15 protein-coding genes are annotated in these 18777 nt (G+C 47.5%); 7 read left to right on the top strand and 8 right to left on the bottom strand.

The window, feature by feature from the left end; all coding sequences use genetic code 11:
- Positions 1 to 83: 83 nt before the first annotated feature.
- The 4 genes from YC6258_RS20580 to bcp form a co-directional block, all read right to left on the bottom strand.
- Entirely contained in the window at positions 84 to 3326 is a 3243-nt protein-coding gene (locus YC6258_RS20580; RefSeq protein WP_044618593.1) for a carboxypeptidase-like regulatory domain-containing protein, read from the bottom strand.
- A gap of 311 nt (positions 3327 to 3637) precedes the next feature.
- Entirely contained in the window at positions 3638 to 3997 is a 360-nt protein-coding gene (gene folX / locus YC6258_RS20575) for a dihydroneopterin triphosphate 2'-epimerase (RefSeq protein ID WP_044618592.1), read from the bottom strand.
- Positions 3994 to 4557 (bottom strand): GTP cyclohydrolase I FolE, encoded by a 564-nt coding sequence (gene folE, locus YC6258_RS20570; RefSeq protein ID WP_044618591.1) that lies wholly within the window; start codon positions 4555 to 4557, stop codon positions 3994 to 3996. The genes folX and folE overlap by 4 nt, the downstream gene beginning before the upstream one ends.
- A 20-nt stretch (positions 4558 to 4577) precedes the next feature.
- Positions 4578 to 5054, bottom strand: coding sequence for a thioredoxin-dependent thiol peroxidase (bcp, locus tag YC6258_RS20565; RefSeq protein WP_044618590.1), 477 nt, complete (start codon positions 5052 to 5054; stop codon positions 4578 to 4580).
- Positions 5055 to 5219: 165 nt separating this feature from the next.
- On the opposite strand from bcp, the gene YC6258_RS20560 reads away from it, so the two are divergent.
- On the top strand, positions 5220 to 5528 hold the full coding sequence (locus YC6258_RS20560) for a rhodanese-like domain-containing protein (RefSeq protein WP_044618589.1): 309 nt from the start codon (positions 5220 to 5222) through the stop codon (positions 5526 to 5528).
- Positions 5529 to 5610: 82 nt separating this feature from the next.
- Entirely contained in the window at positions 5611 to 6300 is a 690-nt protein-coding gene (locus YC6258_RS20555; RefSeq protein ID WP_044618588.1) for a glutathione S-transferase N-terminal domain-containing protein, read from the top strand.
- A gap of 40 nt (positions 6301 to 6340) precedes the next feature.
- Here YC6258_RS20555 and YC6258_RS20550 read toward each other — a convergent pair whose 3' ends face one another.
- Positions 6341 to 7282: a 2-hydroxyacid dehydrogenase gene (locus YC6258_RS20550; protein WP_044618587.1), complete on the bottom strand. Its 942-nt coding sequence runs from the start codon at positions 7280 to 7282 to the stop codon at positions 6341 to 6343.
- Between the two features lie 150 nt (positions 7283 to 7432).
- Between YC6258_RS20550 and YC6258_RS20545 the strand changes: the two genes are divergently transcribed.
- The 4 genes from YC6258_RS20545 to YC6258_RS20530 are packed head-to-tail and all read left to right on the top strand — an operon-like array spanning position 7433 to position 14448.
- On the top strand, positions 7433 to 8878 hold the full coding sequence (locus YC6258_RS20545) for a Wadjet anti-phage system protein JetA family protein (protein WP_044618586.1): 1446 nt from the start codon (positions 7433 to 7435) through the stop codon (positions 8876 to 8878).
- A 6-nt stretch (positions 8879 to 8884) separates the two neighbouring features.
- Positions 8885 to 9625: a DUF4194 domain-containing protein gene (locus YC6258_RS20540; RefSeq protein ID WP_044618585.1), complete on the top strand. Its 741-nt coding sequence runs from the start codon at positions 8885 to 8887 to the stop codon at positions 9623 to 9625.
- A 3-nt stretch (positions 9626 to 9628) separates the two neighbouring features.
- Positions 9629 to 13273 carry an ATP-binding protein gene (locus YC6258_RS20535; protein ID WP_044618584.1) on the top strand — a complete coding sequence of 1215 codons (3645 nt, stop codon included), beginning with the start codon at positions 9629 to 9631 and terminating at the stop codon, positions 13271 to 13273.
- Positions 13273 to 14448 carry a Wadjet anti-phage system protein JetD domain-containing protein gene (locus tag YC6258_RS20530; RefSeq protein ID WP_044618583.1) on the top strand — a complete coding sequence of 392 codons (1176 nt, stop codon included), beginning with the start codon at positions 13273 to 13275 and terminating at the stop codon, positions 14446 to 14448. The genes YC6258_RS20535 and YC6258_RS20530 overlap by 1 nt, the downstream gene beginning before the upstream one ends.
- Positions 14449 to 14559: 111 nt before the next feature.
- On the opposite strand, the gene YC6258_RS20525 is transcribed toward YC6258_RS20530, so the two are convergent.
- The 3 genes from YC6258_RS20525 to YC6258_RS20515 form a co-directional block, all read right to left on the bottom strand.
- Positions 14560 to 15153: a short chain dehydrogenase gene (locus YC6258_RS20525; protein WP_044618582.1), complete on the bottom strand. Its 594-nt coding sequence runs from the start codon at positions 15151 to 15153 to the stop codon at positions 14560 to 14562.
- 802 nt (positions 15154 to 15955) lie between these two features.
- Entirely contained in the window at positions 15956 to 16588 is a 633-nt protein-coding gene (locus tag YC6258_RS20520; protein WP_044618581.1) for a LysE family translocator, read from the bottom strand.
- Between the two features lie 102 nt (positions 16589 to 16690).
- Entirely contained in the window at positions 16691 to 17170 is a 480-nt protein-coding gene (locus tag YC6258_RS20515; protein ID WP_169749002.1) for a P-loop nucleotide/nucleoside kinase family protein, read from the bottom strand.
- Between the two features lie 976 nt (positions 17171 to 18146).
- Here YC6258_RS20515 and YC6258_RS20510 point away from each other — a divergent pair.
- Entirely contained in the window at positions 18147 to 18713 is a 567-nt protein-coding gene (locus YC6258_RS20510; RefSeq protein WP_044618579.1) for a GNAT family N-acetyltransferase, read from the top strand.
- Positions 18714 to 18777: the final 64 nt, after the last annotated feature.

Raw genomic sequence — 18777 nt, 5'->3', positions numbered from 1 at the left:
TTGGACCGATGTGATTGACAAAACGCTTCGATAAAAAAAAGCCCTTGAGTATGCTCAAGGGCTTTTTTGTTGTGATCTCTATCTTAGTTGATAGTGATGGTTTTGGGTGTCAGAGTTGCACCGGTATAGTTACTGGTGCTGGTGTTGCTGCCACCAGAGAAATCAACCACTAACGTATCACCAGCAACAGCTGCTGCATCCAGAGTGAAAGTGAAGGTGTATTCAACGCCACCATTGCTCAGTTTGTTCTCAGAGAATGCTGCATCAGTGATGTCTCCAGTACCAGATGTTGTCCAGGTAACCATGTTGTTCAGGATATCTGTTTCATCAATGGTTCCAGAGCTGGCATTGTAGTCAACGTTTGACAGATCCAGTTCGTGTGTAAACGAATAGGTTACGCTGATGCTGGTATTTCCAGCAGCTGACAGAGTTGATCCAGTCGTATCTTCAAAGTCTTCTACAATGTTGACTGCGGCAAAGGTTGGTTGTTCGAAATAACCTTCGTTGCTGGCACCCAGATCATTGTAATAAGCCCATGATGCACCGTTAGCGTTGGTAATGTTGCTGAAGTCCAGTTTACCATGACGGTATTTGATGCCGTCACCGCTGACAGATGAGCTCAGGTTTGGAGTCACATCGTTGTATTTTTTCAGATCGAAAACAGAAGCGATGGCGAATTGTCCATAAGCATCCAGTTTAACTGTCAGAGTGTTTGTACTGCTGTCCCAGTCGTAGTTGTCTTCAGAAGACAGGTCAATGACAACACCATTCAACTCCATGGCATTAGAAAGATCTTCTACCTGAGTCAGGTCGATGGCTTTGTCGAAGGTAATGACAAATTCGCGACCATTGTAAATGGCAGAGGTAACCAGGGCAGGGATTTCATCACGGAAGATAACAGACGGGCTGCCAATAATGGATCCACCGTTATTTGCTGCTGAAGCTGCGACATTACCGCTGTTGTCCTGGACTGCATCGGTGAAGTCGAGCTGTGTACCGTTTTCAGCCAGCGCAAAGGCATAGATATCGCCGACTTCGAATTGAACCAGGTCTGCATTAACCGTGCTGCCATTGTCATCGATGATAACGTCGTTGTTTACTGTGAAGTTGCTCAGTGTAGCTGCGCCAGAGAATGCCGGGTCTTGCAGTAATGCGACATCTTCAGAGAATGCAACGCCAACCTTGCGTCCAAAATCATAACCACCGACAAAACCTGAATAAGCGATAGTGTCATAGATGTTGGTATCAGGTTCGATGAAGTATTCACCAGCAGCAACTTCGTTGTTATTGGTGGTCAGGTTGTTGGTGGCGTTGAACTCATAGAGACGCGCCAGGTTGTCTTCATAATCACCGGTACCGGTACCGTTCACTTCACCCAGCAGGCGAGGAGTCAGATCGAAGTAAGGCAGACCAACAACAGCATCTTCCAGAGAAGACTGCTCACCACCATCACCGTATTGCAGGCTGACTACCCGGCCGCTGTCTGCATTACCGGTACCATAAGCTGTTTGCAGAATGGTTGTTGGTGGTACGTTATCTGTCAATTCAAGGGATTTTGCTGTACCAGCATAACCGAAGTCGTCATATGGTGTAATGGTGACTACGTCTCCTGGTACCACACCAGTGACAACCATGGCGATATCGCCATTTACTTCGTCAGCGGTAAATTCTGTTCCGGTACCCCAGGTGGCGTTATCCAAAACGTTGAACGTGACAGAAGATGTTTTGTCAGCTCCGTTGGCACCAGCAACAGCAACGGTGTAGTAACTGGCGTTGGTGGCGGTAAATTCCACACGCGCGACGTTAGTGGTGACAGTGGCTGTTTCGCTCAATCCGGCAGTAGCGGCCAGTGTTGCGACCAGGTCGGTCAAACGTTCTGCAGTATCATAACTACCGTTGGTGTTGTCATCAGAAGCATCGTTCAGTTGTTGGATACCTGGATTGCTGTCATCGATATCAGCAAATGCTGGAGATTTTGCTTGTACCAGTTCCAGATCATCAATACCGCTGTCATCGGTTGTCGGCTGGCTGAGATCCGGGGCAGTGGCATTCTGATTGGCTTCGGCATATGCCTTCATAACCAGTTTGAGGTATTCAGAACCGGTAGCAGTGGTCGTGTCTGAGTCATAGCCAATATCACTACCGGTTTCAACAGCATTACCTGCCAGGTCAAGCAGATCAGCTTTCAACAACAGGATGTTATAAGTGTTACCGGCGATAACATTTTCAGCCAGTGTTACGGTCAATACATCGCCGGAAAGCTCAGCGGAGGTGACAGCAACGTAGGCGGCATCGTTGACATTGCGAACGACAATGGAGTTGTCGGCAGTATCGAAATAGTTACTGTCAATCTCTTCGCTGAACTTGATGGTCAACGTATTGGTCACATCGTCATTCAGCATACCGGTTGATGCAGACTGGGCAACCACTTCAGTGACTTTGGTGACGAATGGTGCAATCGTGTCAGAGGTGTCTGCTTTGGTGACATAGAGGTTTCTGGAAGGCAGATCAACAGAGTCGTTGTAGTTGCTGGTGTCCAGAGTTGAGTCAGACATGGTGGTATCAATGTCATAACCGCTGACTACCAGTTTAAGTTCTGCATCTTCAGGCAGGTTTGACAGAGTAAATTCGCCATCAGTACCAGTTATGGCCGTAATCAGATTGGAAGAGTAAGAGGTGAAGACGCCATTTTGCGGTTGTTCTGTTGCGATGCCATTTACAGCTGTAACTCTGGCACCAATAGTGGCAGCAGCGATCTGGCTGCCAGTTTCAGAGTGACGTAGGAAACCGGGTGCTTCAACGGTTAGTGCTGGCAGAACTGCAGTACCAGCCTGGGCCAAATAGCCATCTACGAACGTCGTTGTAGAGGTCGTGTCATCAGCATCGTCATTGCTGGTAGTTTCAAGAATCTGTGCAGTCGGTAATACGGTAACTGTAGCGCTTAAGTAGTTAGAGCCGGCAGAAATGGAAATGCTCAGAGCCTGGCTGTAAATATTCTCTTCATCCAGTTCGACGGTCTGGGTAACGGGGATATCGGTGAATACATATTGACCGTTGCTGTCTGTGGTCGTGGATTGACCGGCAACTGCAACTGTGACGCCAGAGAGGAAATTACCCCTGGTATCCATCACTGTCCCGGTAATAGTCCCTTTAGGAGCAGTAACGTTGATGAAATTGCCTGATGAGCTGGAAACTGTGTTGCTGCTGTCGTAGCTGAGACCAGATGATTTATCTGAACTATCTTCACTGTTACAACCAGATATAGCCAGTGCTGCAGAAGCAATGGATATGGCCAGAAGTGTTTTCCTATATGGTAAATTTGGCATGCTTTCTCTTCCTATGAACTACTTTTTTTTGAGATTAGATAGGTTCTAGAGAATGCAGCGAGACAAGTCGATAGATGGAAACGGTGTGCATGAATCCTTTCAAACTTTCGTACATTCCCTAGTACGCGAACGATTCTATTCGTTTACAAATTGTTTAATCAAGTTTTGGTGATGGTTTTTTTTATGAATGTGTTTTTTGTCACATTTTGCTGATCAGAAAAGCAGCAGATACACTGCTTTTCTATGGAAAAAATAGTTCGGCTGTTAATTAAACAAATAGCAGGTTGAGGTAATGTTTTGAATTTATCGAATCAACGTGACCGCGACAGGGAAACCGAAACTGAATCTGCAAATCTAAGTGCATGTGGTTTATCGATCTCAACTTCTGCATGTTTCACTTCAGAATACTTCATGACCATTTCAAGAACATCGTTGGTCAGTTTCTCCAGCAGAGCGAAGTGATTGTTTTCAACAAAGCTGATGATTTCCTTAGTAATGGTTCGATAGTTCAGAGTCGTTTCGATGTCAGTTGAACAGATGGCCTGGGTGGCATCGAACAGGATGACGACATTAAGGACAATATCCTGCTTGTTCCTGATTTCCTCATCTTTAATTCCGATAAACGTTCGCAGACGCAGATTTTTGATTCTGATCCTTGCTTCGGTGTTCATGGCTTACGTTGTCCAATCAGAGTCAGAAACTCGCTTCGGGTGGCTTGTGACTTACGGAAAGAACCCAGCATCATGGACGTACTCATTACCGAGTTCTGCTTTTGCACGCCGCGCATCATCATACACATATGTTTTGCTTCGAGTACCACGCCAACGCCTTTGCATTGGGTAATATCACTGATGGCATGAGCAATCTGTCTGGTCAGGTTTTCCTGAATCTGCAGGCGACGGGCAAACATGTCGACGATACGAGCGAACTTACTCAGTCCCAGTACTTTACCATCGGGGATGTAAGCAATACTGGCAGTTCCGATAAATGGCAGCAGATGGTGTTCACACAAGGAGTAGAACTCAATGCCTTCTACCACCACCATTTCATCCATTTCACTTTCGAAAATGGCACCATTCACAATTTCTTCCAGAGACTGATTGTACCCTTCAGTCAAAAAAGCCATGGCTTTTGCTGCTCGCTGAGGGGTATCCAGAAGCCCTTCTCTGTCAGGGTTTTCACCCAGTTGGACGATGATATCCCGATAATTTTCGGTCAGTTTGTCGATCATTCGATGTTCCTGTTTATGACTTATAAGCTTCTGATGACGGCCAGTACATCATCGTGGTGGGTTTTGGTTGTTACTTTGGGCATGACGGAAGCGACTTTGCCGTCTTCATCAATAATAAAGGTGATCCGGTGGATACCGTCATATTCACGGCCCATAAATTTTTTCAGGCCCCAGACTCCATATTTTTCTGCAATGCTGTGGTCTTCATCGCTGAGCAGGTCAAAGTTCAACGACTCTTTTTCAATAAATTTGATCAGCCGTTTTGGCGCATCAGGTGAAATACCCAGAACAACGGTATTGAGTTGCTGGAATTCTTCCTGATGATCGCGAATACCGCAGGCCTGAGTGGTACAGCCAGGTGTCATGGCCTTTGGATAAAAATACAGAACCACTTTTCGGCCCTTGAAATCTTTCAGGGAGACCTTTTGGCCATGTTGGTTTTCTGTCGTGAATGCAGGCGCTTTGCTTCCAACTTTAGCTAGATTTAGTGTGCTCATAAGACCTCGCTTGAAACCGATTTGTCATAATAGGGGACATTCTCAATTATCCAACCCCCGCTGTCACCCATACTGTTCGATTTGTCTGCCAGGGATAAATGCATTTTTAAATTAGAAAAATCTAATGTAATATTTAGAGCATCAAAATGTGAGTCGAGGTGATTTATGAGTATGTTTAGCTGGCTATCATCGCAACGCGAGCCTTTGCAGTTGCCAGAGGGTGCGGTATTGATCGATGTTCGTTCACCGATGGAATTTCGGAATGGTCATATTGTTGGCGCAGTAAACTGGCCCTTGGATCAGTTACCGGAAATTCTGGAGAAGCAGAAACCGGATGTCAGTAAGCCCTGTATCGTTTATTGCGCCCATGGCCCCAGGGCTGGAATGGCCAAAACAGTCTTGATGCGTACTGGTTTTAAAGAAGTCATTAACGCTGGTGGAATTAACGGACTGATACATCTGGGTGTTGAGTAATTTATCGATACCTGATTCTCAAATGGTTGTATTAGGGGAATAAAAACCTTATTTAGGAAGCTTCAACAACAGGAGATTCTTAATGAGTATGTTATTTCCCAGCCGCTGGCCGGCAACACGGCCTGATATCATCCAGTTGTATTCATTGGCCACTCCCAATGGCCAAAAAGTCGGCATTATGCTGGAGGAGACGGGGCTGGAATATGAGGCCCATAAGATTGATATCATGGCCGGTGATCAGTTTGATGAAGAATTCAAGCAGCTCAATCCGAACTCAAAAATACCTGCTTTGATTGATCCGAATGGTCCCAGTGGTCAATCGATCACGTTTATGGAGTCGGGTGCAATATTGATGTATCTGGCGGAGAAAACCGGGCGTTTTCTGCCTTCTGATCCTGCAAGACGCTGGGAAACCATTCAATGGCTGTTCCTGCAGGTGGCTCATGTCGGTCCGATGTTTGGACAGTTTGGTCACTTCTTTAAATTTGCCCGCGAAAAAACCTCTGATAGCTATGCGCTGGAGCGTTATACCGCTGAAGCGAAGCGTATATTGACGGTCCTGGATCAGCGGTTGCAGACACGGGAATGGATTATGGGTGATGACGAGATGACCATTGCAGATATTGCCATTGCACCTTGGATCAAAGCGCTCGACTTTTATGAAGGACACGAGACTTTGGGCACTGAGTCCTTTACTCAGGTGATTCGTTATCGGGATCAGTTCTATGCCCGGCCCAATGTTCAAAAAGGTGCAGCCGTTTGCAGCTTGTAGCTGTTCTTATCGGCAACCGGATTCTCAATCACCGGTTGTGTCAGTAACCGGTATGTTTATTAACACCTCCGGGGATGATGCCATCAGTCAGGTAATTACGTATGTTTGTTTGCACGATCAGGCTTGCGGTTTCAGGACTGGTCGGGCCTGATATGTGTGGAAGTACGGTAATGCTGGGATGTTCCCATAGTGGATCGTCTGAGTTCAGAGGTTCCTGGTCAAAAACATCGAGCACTGCATGCTGCAGCTGGTGCTGTTCCAGCAATAGCATCAACGCCTGATAGTCAAAGATTCGCGAGCGGGAAAAGTTGATCACACTGGCTCCGCTTTTTAATTGTGCCAGTCTTTCCTGATTCATGAGTCCGGTGGTGGAGGGCGTTAGTGGCAGCAGGCTGACGAGAATATCCGTTTGGGCCAGCAGCTCGGGCAATTGCCCAACGCCATGAAAGTGATGAATGCCGGCGATATTTTTAGCGCTGCGGCTCCAGGCCAGTACTTTAAATCCCATAATCTGCAGGCGGTGAATGGCTGCCGTTCCGAGAGCGCCGGTACCCAGAACGCTGACGGTTCGGTCCCGGGCGGCGACATACTCCATTGGTCGCCAGAGATGCTGCTGCTGCAGCTGCCGGTATAGCGGGATGTTCCTGTGTAAATAGAGCGTCCAGGTCAGCACTGCTTCGGCCATCGTAGCGGCCAGCTCCGGATCAGCCATTTTAACGATGGTTACATCTTTGAGTAATGGAAGTTCAACCATTTGTTCGACTCCAGCCCAAAGGCTCTGCACCCAGATCAGCCGGGTGAAGCGTTGTAACTCTGTTGGAGCGGGGTTGGCAACGATGGCCACACGGGCTGTTTCGCATTGGTCGTCGTCCAGTTCGTCAGAGGCGATAACAGATACTTCCGGCAGAACGTTATTCAATCGTTCCAGCCAATGATTCTTCTCCTGCGGACTGATGTTGGCAATAAAAGGGATCATGGACATGTTTGTATCATCTGTTTAAGTTCAGTGACCATTCTCGACTTTTAAGGGTTACTTAACAACACTGGCTAGCCGGCTTTCAATCAGCTAAAGTAGGCAATCTTTTAATTTTCCCTAAATCCTTGATTTTCAAATCTTTTCGGATCTGACTGGATGTTTTTCGAACAACCGAGAGCGCAGTTTTTCAAACCTTTGACCAGCAAATATCGTGAACAGGTGGTTGAATGCCTGAGAGAACTGTACTTGCGCCTCTACAGTGCCAGCCACGCAGACTATGGTCAGGCGTTGCAGCGCGACAACCTGATAGAAATTTTCCAGGAGGCGCTTGAGCGTGCCCCGGTGCTGGCTGATGATTCCGATGAATCCACCGGTGAGCAGCGTTTTCGTAACAGTCGTGAACAGGCCGGCTGGATTTTGAACAGTCTGCTCGAATATGGTTGGCTTGAACGTCAGGTGGATGAAGCCACGTTACAAAGCACTTATGCCTTCAGTCGTTTTGGCCGTCAGTTTACCGAGCCGTTTATTGCGTCTGAACGCAGTGCCCGAACCCGCCATCGCAATACTCGCGGCACTTATAACTCCCTGAGCGCCTTTCTCAGCAACGGTGAAGTCTATGATCTGCTGGATGCGTTTGAGTATTCCGAACGCATCATCGCTGACTTTACCGATGTCATCACAGAGCTTGATGATCGACGCAGGGAGTTGGTCAAGGATATGGAAACCCAGATGCTGGTGCAAAAAGCCAGTGATGAATTTTTCGATTTTATGGAAAAGCGTTTTCAGCCCGACCTCTCTATTCGCTTATCAGCTGACAGCGTCGAAAAATTTCGTGACCGTATCGAAGCGTTAATTCAGAAAATCCGCAAAAAAGATCGAGCCTTTAAAACCCGGACGGAACAGCGATTGCGGGAACTGTTACCTGATCAGATCGTGGCTGGGCAATCGTTATTGTGGTCACTGTTGGATGGCATCGAATATCGCATCCGAGCTGCCAGTGATGTCATGGTGCCGCAATTGCGGCGGGCTTTGCAGAGTTTTACCAAACGGGCAGATATCATCATCCGACAGATGAGCTATTTGTCCAGCCAGCAGCATAATGATCTGGTGAGTATCTGTAAGCGCCTGTCCGAACTGCCTGCACAGGAACAGGGGCAGGCCTTGTTGCATGCCGGTGAAATCATGGCAGTACCGCGACTCGGGTATGTTGACCCGCAACAGGTGCGTCTGGCAGCGCCGCGCAGGCGTCTGGTATTGGCGATGGATATCGACAGCAGTGAGAGTTTTGATGTCGAGGCCCGCAAAGACATTTATATCCAGCAGCTGCTGGATCAGGCCTTTTTTATCAGCGATCAGACCATCCGTGATTATCTGTATCGGAATCTGTTAGCCGGCCATAAAGTGGATACCCGGCAATTACCGGTTGAAACCGCCAGGGATCTGTTATCTGTTTCCCATGCTATCGAAGTCGGTGCGGCCAGCAACCTGTCCACGGAATTCCGGTTTCAGGTGACACCGGTCGAAAACGAAACCCACGAAAATGAATATTTTGCCAGACAGGATGTGTTCGAAATTTGTCTGGTTACGAATAATCAGGAATAAGTTCTTATGTTGAATGCACTGGAAAACCAGCTTGAAAAACAGGGCCTGCAGTTACGTGATTTTACCGAGCTGATGATCCGGCTGATGGATTATGGTGTGATCTGTCGTGATGAAAGTCAGGTTGAACAGGTTTTGTACGACCGTTTTGTACGCCTTGAAGGTCTGGTTGAGGATTACCTCACCGTGCTCAGCATTCGCATGCAGCACGATCGTAAGTTTCAGTTTGTACGATTGTTTCCGCCAGGAGCGGAAGTGCCGGGTATGGATGCCGAAGAAGATACTCCCTTCAATGGTGGTTTTCGGGTGCGTTTGAATCAACACGAAGTCGCCCTGGTGCTGGTATTGCGAAGCTTATATGACAAAGCGCTCAGAGAAGGGCAGGTTGATGAACATGGTAATGTTCTGGCGTCATTGGAAAACATAAACATCGCCATGAAAAACCTGTTGAAGCGGACCCTTCCGGAAAACGTGACCGAACGTAAAGCTCTGTTTCGTCGTACCCGGCAATTGCGATTGATCAGTCTGAATCCTGAAGCATCATTTGAAGATGTCGAATTGTGGTTGCGTATCCGGCCAATGATCATGAGCTATGTCAGTGGTGATGTTCTCGCTTCCCTGGTAGAGGGAATGGATCAGGACGTCACTGGTGGAGTCGAACCGATTGCCGAACCAGATAGCGGTGAAGAAGAGGAAGAGTTGATCGTCAATCAACACGCTTCTGTTTTTGATCAGGACGAGGCAGAGTAAGTCATGTATCTGAAGAAATTTATTTATGTTAATTGGGGTAATATTCCGGCTTTGGAATTTGATTTTGGCCCAATCAACCTGCTCAGTGGTGGTAATGGCTCCGGTAAGACGACCGCAGCGGATGCCATTCAGACCATCATGACAGCAGCACATGATACCTTGTTCATGTTTAACCCCGGTCAGGATGAGGCTACCCAGCGTGGCCGTAACAAACAGGTCAGAACCCTGGCCAGTTATGTGCTCGGATGTGACGATGGCAGTTATGCCAGACCGGAAGGCGCAGTGGGCTATCTGGGAGCGGTCTTTTATCCGACGGAGGGCGAAACCGCGTCGCCGTTCACCGCACTGATTGGTGTATCTGCCTCCCTCGACCGTGCCGGTACCCAGGCTGTGGCGCGTCAGAATGATATGCAGTTTTTTATCAGCCCGGCGGAAGAGCTGGCACTTGACGATCTGGTGAAAACCGATGCCTCCGGTGGCAAGCAGGTTGTCTCCATGGACGTGCTGACCAAGCAGGTGCGTAAGCGTTTTGGTGCTGACGCGATTGAAAAATACGATACCAAACGGCAGTATCTGCGGCGTCTTTATGGTGCTCTGCGGGGGCGTCGCGATGGTGTTTCCGAAGCAGAAGCGCTGAATGCGGCTCGCGCCTTCAGCCGTTTTATGGCCTACAAACCTGTCAAAAGCATCAATGGTTTTGTGGCTCACGAGATTCTGGAGCCGAAAAATCTGGGCGAAGCCATTCGCAGTATTTCAGAACTGATGAAAACCATTTATGCGATGGAAAGCGAAGCCACCCGGCTGAAGGAAACGGCAGGTATTCTGGAGAACACTCGGGCCAAATCCGATGCCTATATCGAACAGTGGATTGAGCATCATGTGCTGGAATATCTCGCTGCCAGAAGTCGTTATCTCAAAGAACAAAAAGCGTACCTGGATACCAAAGAACAGCAAAAAAATATACGTGAAGCCATTGAACAGTCCAAAAAAGACCGTGAACTGGCCGCCCGCCGGCGTGAACAGTTGCATGAGCAACTGGTCAATATCGAGGCACAGCGCAAAGGCATTGGTGCGTTACAGGCCAAAGATGATTACGAGAAACTGATTCGCAACAATACCGACAAACTACACGAGTTGGTGCCGAAGCTGTTGGAACAGGCCAACAATCTTGAAGGTGCCGCTCAGGCCAATCGCTCCATTCAGCAATTATTGTCGCAGTCTTCATTGTCAGCGGATATCCCTGAACTTGGGCAGCGGTCGCTGTTAACTCAGGCCAAGGCAGTGATTGCCAAATCCGAACAGGAACAGATCGATTTCCCGCGCTTGCTGGGTAAGGATCTGGCGGGCTTGGCTGCACTCGAAGATCATCTGGACAGCGCCCTGGCCAGTCAAAAACAACTGAATCAGTGGCGTGACACCTGGTTCAGCTCTGAGCAGAGCCGTTCCGGTATGAGTCTGCGTGATCAGGTGGCGCGGCTGGTGGAACAGCGTGATCAAAAGCTACAGGCAATTCGACGCCAAATTGCCATGAAACAGGTGGATATCGACAGCTTGTCTACCTTGCAAGTGAATTATCCCGGTTATACCCGCGCGGCCATAGAAGCAATTCGGCGGGAGTGCCCACAGGCTGACCCCAGAGTATTGTGTGACTACATTGAGGTCATTGACCCTGACTGGCAATCGGCGCTGGAAGGTTATATCGGTGGTGCGCGGTTCTCGATCATTGTGGAGCCGGAGTTTGAAGCGGAAGCCATTCAGATCGTTCGTAACATGCCGGGACGGGATAACCGTGCCCGTGTGGTTCAGGGATCTAAAGCCCGCAGTGATGCTGAGCGGATGAAAGTCCCGGCCAACTCGATCATTCATCTGATGGAATTCAACCACGCGGTGGTGAAAGGCTACATTACCGCGACTTATGGCAGCGTCGAGCAGGTTCGCGATGCTCAAACCCTGACCCAGACTCGCCGTGGTGTAACGGCAACAGGTATGGGCAGTGGAGGTTATTCCATGTTTCGCTGTGATTTACCTGACTCCGAGCTGGTGTTTGGCAAAGGTGCACGTGAGCGGGCGCTGGCGGCTAAAAAGGCTGAGCTGAACCAACTGGCTGTTCAGGCCAACGAGGCAGATCAGAGTATTGGTGAAGCCCGTAACCTGTTAAATGCCGTTAATCAGTTGCCACATCTGGTGTATGCCGACTACATGCAAGCCATGCTGGAATGCCATCGCAGCATACAGACCAGCGAACAGGCGTTGGACATGCTGGACTTATCGGATTTTGAGTCACTGGAAATCGAGTTCAACCGATTGCGGCAACAGCAGCAGGAGCTGGATCAGTCCATTTCCTCCCTGGATAAAGAAACCGGCGAGCAGGAAAACCGCCTGAAAACAGTCAGCAAACGTTGTGAAGATCTTGCCGACCAACAGGACGAAACATTAACGGTGGTGGAAACCCGGGAAGAGGATCTGCGTAATATCAAAACGGTCTGGCCGGAGTTCGATGCCGATGCACGCTTGGCTTCGGCCGATGAAGAGGCCAAAGATGTTACCCAGGAATTCGTTGATAACCAGGTGATGGCAATTGCCGCGGAACTGAACAGCAAAGCCCATGAAATCGAACGCAATATCCTCGAACACAATCAACGTTGTACTCCGGGTGATGCCATTGTTTATCAGCCTGACTATGCGCTGGGCCATAATCAGACCTTTTTCAAAGGCATTTGCATGGTGCGCCGGGAAGCTGACCAGGTTCACAATCGCCTGAAAAATAATATTCTGGTTGATAAGCTCGATAAGCTGGTGGGATTGAAAGAGGATTTCAACAACGCTTTCGTCACCAACCTGTGTCATTCCATCTATCAGTCCATCAATGATGGCAAACGGATTCTGGAAAATCTCAATAAAGAACTTGAGCATCATCGGTTTGGGGCTGACCGCGAAAGCTATCGGTTTGGCTGGGAATGGGTTCCGGAATACAAAGAATACTGGAGCTTCTTCAAAGAGATCATCAACGACCCGAGTCTCGGTGAGAGCAATACGCTGTTCAGCAGCAGTCTTTCGGATAAATCCAAAAAAATCCGTGACCAGCTGATGTCCATGCTACTTGATGAAGATGAACAAAAAGCCATGCGTGAACTGGAACGGATTTCCGATTACCGTAACTATCGTAACTACGAAATCTACAAACAGCCCGAAGGCAAAGAACCTATCGCGCTGAGCCAATACGGTACCGGTTCCGGGGGCCAGCTGGAAACACCTGCATATATTATTCGCAGTGCCGCAATTACCAGTGCGTTCCGCTTCAGCGAGGGGGACAGCCATCTGCGTATGGTGCTGGTTGACGAGGCTTTCTCGAAGATGGACGAAACCCGCTCTAAAGAAGTGATCAACTATCTGACCGAAACTTTGGGATTGCAGCTTCTGTTTATCATGCCAACCAGTAAATCCGGGCCGTTTATGGATCTCATTTCCAATCAGTTCGTATTCACCAAAGTGCCGTTGCCGGCGGGTCAGAAAACCGGGGAGCTGGCTACCCGGGTACTGGTTGACCGGCAAAAATGTAACCAGGACAGAATCAAAGAACTATGGGCCAACCATCGCCGTGTCGTGATGCACCAGGGTGAACTGGACTTTATGGAAGAGTTCGCCTGATGGCACTGCCGCTTCCCCGGTTATCAAAGCCACTGGAAGCGGCATTCTTTTGTTTGTTTAAAGCAGTTGTCAGCAAACATCTCAAGGGAAACAAGCGGCTGTATATAAAGTTCAGCGAAAGAAACTGCGCCAGGATTCGTGACCTCAAATACCTTGGCAACGATCAACTCGGACTGTTCTTTGAATACTTAAACGATCTCGATCACCACCATCAGTTGTTTATCAACTGGTCACCCCAGCGCGAAGAAGATATCGAAAAAGAAGACATGTCTGATTGTTTTGTGGAATTCAGGCCCGACAGTATTGAGCAGATCAGGCAGTGGTTTCCAGAACTTGATCAGCTGTATGAACGTCATTCCTGGTCTGATCGGGTCCTTCAATCAGAGTTTTCGGGTAATAAGGACGTGCTGGCCCGAAGGCCATTGGAGATCACGGGTTATGATTCACAGGAAGTGATCACCAGGCTCAGTCGTATTCCGGAATTACTGCAGCAAAACGCCATGACAACCACTGAGTTGAGCGCGGTATTGTTTGACGGACATGCAAAACACCTGACTCATCGCGACTGGCTGTGTCGTTTATTCCCCGAGTACGAAGAACGGATATTGCCACGAAAGATCATAATGAATGTCTGGCTGCCGGATGACCTTGACTATGTGCTGCTGATCGAAAACCAGGATGCGTTTTTTAAGCTGGTCGATCTGAATCCTCCCTGTGCCCTGGTGTTCAGCGCCGGATACAAAGGTGCTTCACAACGGTTGTGGGAACCATCACTCTGTCAGTTCTTTTTTGCCGGTCAGTTGGAACAACGCAATCGTTTCATAAGCTCGTGGTTTGAGCAGTGCATGACGCTTTATTTCTGGGGAGATCTGGATTTCGCCGGGCTTGATATGCTGGCATTGATGAATCAGAAATATCGCGCCAAAGTCAATGCCTGGCAACCAGGCTATCAATTGTTACGGGATCAGATTGAAGCAGGCAAAGGCATAGCTGCCGACGTTTATCAACAAATTACCGGCAAGGCCCAGAACCGGAAAATATCCGCGACCGGTGACCCATGGGCGGATGAACAATTACTGCAGTACTTACAATCACATCAGAGTTTTGTGCAACAGGAAACAGTGTTGAGCCTGCTGAATTTGAGTCACTTTGATAAAACGGGGGAAGGTCGCTGAGCGCAACGTCTGACTCGTCGGTCAGCGGCAGCCAGGGTTTTCGCTGAACGATCAAAAAATAGTGCTGAGGCCTCAGCGTGTCTGGCCTTGACTGCCCTCTGCACAGGGTTGTTAGCTTAGCCGATGATAAGAAAATATCTTGCCTTGATGGGTAGAAGTCAGCGCTTCTTCATATAGCTTTGCTATTTCTTTCGCTGGAATACCGCCCTGCCATCCTAATTTTTCAGCAGTTTCTTTCGCCATTGGAGGGCTCACTGCATGTAGCTTTTGCATATTGGGCATATCCAATGACGCCGCTTCAACAAATCCTTCTATACCTCGGTTAATCATTGTGGCCATAGAGGAAAGAGGATTCGGATTCTGAGCCAACATCCCTGTTGTTAAGACAATAACTCCCCCTTCCTTCATCTTTCTTCGTGCTATTCTAACAAGCTGAATTTGCCCCTGGAGTTTATTGTCGATTCCCAGATTAATTTCTTCGTCCGTCAAACTGTCCAATTGACCGAATGCTGAGCGACCTGCGGTACATAAAATTGCATCGACATCTGGATGTTGATCAAAAATATTGTGCAGTGTCTCTGGTTGTTTTAAGTCAACGATTAACTCACTTGAGCGGGATGCCTTAATGACATGGTGGTGTTCGGTAAGCCGGGTGCATACAGCGTTACCGATTGTGCCTGTCGCACCTATTATGACTATTTTCATTATATCTCCTGTTCGTCATTTTCCTGATAGAGTGTTAATGCCTGTAGCGCGCGATTATTATTAATCCGGCGAGTATGCATGTCGGGTTAATAGTGTGATGCAGGGATGCACTGAGATGTCGGACCACACCATTGGCCATAGCCAATGCGAGGTTAATAGTAAATCGCTGGGCCTACAATTGTTTGATACCAAGAGACTTGTGCCAAGCAATTGAAGCTGTGCTTTTTCTGGCGTAATAATATACTCAACATAACGACTGGGCCACCACAATCTGATAACGTAAACGACACTGACGATGCACGGAATTTTTGCGTATTGTTCGTGTAAATTGCAGAGGGTCAACGAATTACAAACAGAGCCTGTCTCAAAATATATTCTCGTGCGTCAATAAGTGAAAACAGGGGACCTCTGAAAAACAGGAATAGTTTTGATGCAGGTGAGGAAGCACCACTCGCAACACCGCAGTTTACTGGCGTAAATGAGGATGTGAGACTGGGGCACCATGTACAGATCTGCCCAAACGATATCATCCTTATCAAACGTGTTATTGCAGGGTTCAAGACGGCGTATTCGAGAATGTTCTGAGAGAGCTTATTCAGAACTTGGAGATTAGGGGAAGATTATCTTAAAGAAGCCTTTACAGACGGATCGTTTGCATCGGCCAAAAAAGGGGTGTTGGCAAAACCAAGCGAGGAAAAGAGACCAAGGTTATGGCAATTGCAGATGGTATCGGAATATCCGTTGGAAGTGCTTCACCGTATAAAATCAAGCTCGTTGAGGAACGAAAACTTGGTCAAGTCAATCATTTTGATATCGCTAAACGAGCAGCCAGACCAACAAAGATTAACCCTAACAGACCATCAGAATGACGGCCAATATTAAGCTTGCTACCCAAATAACTGCCAACAGAGCTAAATGAAAAGGCAAGCATAACATTAACCAATAATGCAAAGACGCTTAATATCAGACCAAGGATCATTATTTGACCTGAAAGGCTGGAGGCTTCATTTGTAAACTGTGGCAGGAACATGCTGAAAAACAACAGGGCTTTGGGATTAAGAAGGTTATTCAGGCACCCTCTATAAACAAGATTTATCGTTGGCAATGTCCGTGGTTTTTCCTTTGCCACTTGTTCCCGTTTGTTACCAAACCACGAGCGAATCAAATTGATACCCAGCCAGAATAAATACAACGCTCCGACCATTTTGACTCCAAAAGCAACCACCGGCATCGCCTGCATGAGTTGCCCTAATCCTAATGCAACCAGCATCGTTTGAATGATACCTGCTATGAAAATACCAACTGAAATTGCCAGTCCTGACTTAAAGCCGTTTGTGGATGAATAGCTGGAGATAAGTAGTAAATCCGGACCGGGTGAGATCACCAGAAAAAATATACTGGCAAAGAAAAAAGGCAATACCGCTAAATCTATCATGAATACGTCCGTTCGTGATTTGGTTTGTTGCTGCCAGCATGCGTGGCGAAAGCAAGGAATAACTGAACGGACGTCATTTTTATCTCAGCCACTTGTTAATTGTCAATATGTTATCAGTAGATCATACTCTTCTTCTGTTGGCTCTTCATACATGGAATCAAACAGTGCAACATCGTGAGGCTCTATTTTGAAAGATGCCACATCGCCCCCGGCGTTTCTTTTTGAATTCCACTCCAAACGTTTTTCGGCTGATACCTTAAAATAAACAATAACCACTTCAAACCCGTGTTTTTGAAGTTGTTCTTTATATTTCAGACGTTCGGTTTTTTTCCAGAGCCCCCAATCGAAAAAGACATCGATCCCGTTTTCCAAAAATTTTAAAGCTTCTTTAAATTGATATTCGCGGGCCCCATCGTATGAATTATCAAGTTGCTCACGTGTCGGTGAACTACCAAAAATACAAAGCTGTAATTCATCAATCGAAAGAAAAACAGCCTTTTTTTCGGCCTCCATTTTACGAGCGTAAGTGGTTTTTCCACTGGCCACCTTGCCAGTTAATAAATAAGCGCAACCCTTATTCAAATTTATACCTCAGAAAATCAGTGTTGGTTTTTGTTGGGAAAAATGCACAGTGAGCATGGCGAGTAATAAAAGTTTTTTGCGTATTATTCAGAACAGATTTTATTGAAGGCTGAAATCATATCCAAATTGTTTGGTTTTGAACAATATAAACTGTGTGTTGTTAGCCCCCTCTGATCTCACTTTTAGTTTAATTTTTGCAGTGACAGCTATCCTGACAAAGAGGGATTTCCGGATTCCTCTACTTCCTTATTGTTGGAAATTCACGCCCGATATTTTTTCTGGAAGAGAAAGAAAAGTTCTTATAGAGGTCTCAACTGAATTGTCCACGCCAATGAAAGCAATTCTGCTATCAAAAGCGATATCAAGCCGAATGTGCGAATCGCCATGTCTTAATAGTTCTAGTGAGCCAGACGCTCAGGTTTCTTCCATATTCGCTCTCTGATTCGTGATTACTTAGTTAAGCATCACAAAACAGCCTGATTGAGCCGAATAATGGTTTGCATGATCATTTATCTACCAATTATCTGGATATAACGCCTTAAACCGTTCTTTGTAAAACACTTCAAGTTTACCGCCAGTCCCGACGTTTGTGGGTCTATCTATACGGCATTATAAAATTGCTTGGTTTGCCTTTCCCTCCTACAAAATCCTGCCAGGTGAAGCCATTCAGAGGGCGGAGGTCGCTGAGTCTTTAGGATTTGAGTCAATCGATTCAGCGAGGATCATATGATCCCAGGTCCAGATTAAACACGTCATGGCCCTGTCGCCGGAGCTGTAGCGGGGCCTGAGTGTCAGATTTGGTGCAGTATTTGGGGGTGATGAACACTGAAAGTCTCTTTTGGGGTCAATCCTTCAAATGAATGATAGGTGTTTAATTTGCGATATAGCTCCCATGTTCGTGTAACCGGAGCTTAATTGTCCGCTCTTTAGCTTGTATGATCGGCGGCTGTTTCAACGATAAGCTGAGTCCTGTTCGATGCCAAACTATATCCCTGTATTGGAAACTGAGCGCCTGATCCTGAGAGGTTTTGATGAGCGGGATGTGGACACTTTTGCCGAGATGAATGCTGACCCGCGTTTTACCCGGTTTATCGGTGATGGGCGGCCCCTGAATCGTACTGAGTCCTGGCGGTTAATGGCGACATTGATTGGTCACTGGCAACTGCGTGGTTTTGGTATCTGGGCGGTCGAACTGAAAGCAACCGGTGAGTTGATTGGTCGCACCGGATTATTTTATCCGGAAGGTTGGCCGGGTATAGAACTCGCCTGGGCCTTTCACCCCGATGCCTGGGGGCAGGGGTATGCCACGGAATCTGCGCTGGCGGCTCGTGACTGGGCGTTCAAAATTGCCGGGCTTGGCCATTTGGTGAGTATTATTCAGCCCAATAATGAACGTTCCAAACGGGTTGCCCAGCGTATTGGTGAGCGCTACAGCCATCGGGATATTATCAATGGCATACCGGTAGTGATTTTCAGCGTTAATCAGCATGAACTGGAAAGGGAGCCGCTGACCCTGACTCATGCTGTTGCTAAGTCGGCATAAATGTAACGGTTAGCGGTTTTTTTAACGGTAATCTGTTAAATGTCCTCCCTGCAGCGGGAGGACT

Source organism: Gynuella sunshinyii YC6258, assembly GCF_000940805.1.
GTDB classification, from domain to species: domain Bacteria; phylum Pseudomonadota; class Gammaproteobacteria; order Pseudomonadales; family Natronospirillaceae; genus Gynuella; species Gynuella sunshinyii.
The sequence above is the reverse complement of the archived record's forward strand: the minus strand, read 5'-3'. Positions and strand labels throughout refer to the sequence as shown.

Excerpts from the sequence above, each read along its gene's own strand:
- YC6258_RS20525 (WP_044618582.1), bottom strand. The coding sequence starts at position 15,153 with ATGAAAATAGTCATAATAGGTGCGACAGGCACAATCGGTAACGCTGTA.
- YC6258_RS20580 (WP_044618593.1), bottom strand. The coding sequence starts at position 3,326 with ATGCCAAATTTACCATATAGGAAAACACTTCTGGCCATATCCATTGCT.
- YC6258_RS20510 (WP_044618579.1), top strand. The coding sequence starts at position 18,147 with ATGCCAAACTATATCCCTGTATTGGAAACTGAGCGCCTGATCCTGAGA.
- YC6258_RS20520 (WP_044618581.1), bottom strand. The coding sequence starts at position 16,588 with ATGATAGATTTAGCGGTATTGCCTTTTTTCTTTGCCAGTATATTTTTT.
- YC6258_RS20540 (WP_044618585.1), top strand. The coding sequence starts at position 8,885 with ATGTTGAATGCACTGGAAAACCAGCTTGAAAAACAGGGCCTGCAGTTA.
- YC6258_RS20560 (WP_044618589.1), top strand. The coding sequence starts at position 5,220 with ATGAGTATGTTTAGCTGGCTATCATCGCAACGCGAGCCTTTGCAGTTG.
- folX (WP_044618592.1), bottom strand. The coding sequence starts at position 3,997 with ATGAACACCGAAGCAAGGATCAGAATCAAAAATCTGCGTCTGCGAACG.
- folE (WP_044618591.1), bottom strand. The coding sequence starts at position 4,557 with ATGATCGACAAACTGACCGAAAATTATCGGGATATCATCGTCCAACTG.
- YC6258_RS20550 (WP_044618587.1), bottom strand. The coding sequence starts at position 7,282 with ATGTCCATGATCCCTTTTATTGCCAACATCAGTCCGCAGGAGAAGAAT.
- bcp (WP_044618590.1), bottom strand. The coding sequence starts at position 5,054 with ATGAGCACACTAAATCTAGCTAAAGTTGGAAGCAAAGCGCCTGCATTC.
- YC6258_RS20535 (WP_044618584.1), top strand. The coding sequence starts at position 9,629 with ATGTATCTGAAGAAATTTATTTATGTTAATTGGGGTAATATTCCGGCT.
- YC6258_RS20530 (WP_044618583.1), top strand. The coding sequence starts at position 13,273 with ATGGCACTGCCGCTTCCCCGGTTATCAAAGCCACTGGAAGCGGCATTC.
- YC6258_RS20555 (WP_044618588.1), top strand. The coding sequence starts at position 5,611 with ATGAGTATGTTATTTCCCAGCCGCTGGCCGGCAACACGGCCTGATATC.
- YC6258_RS20545 (WP_044618586.1), top strand. The coding sequence starts at position 7,433 with ATGTTTTTCGAACAACCGAGAGCGCAGTTTTTCAAACCTTTGACCAGC.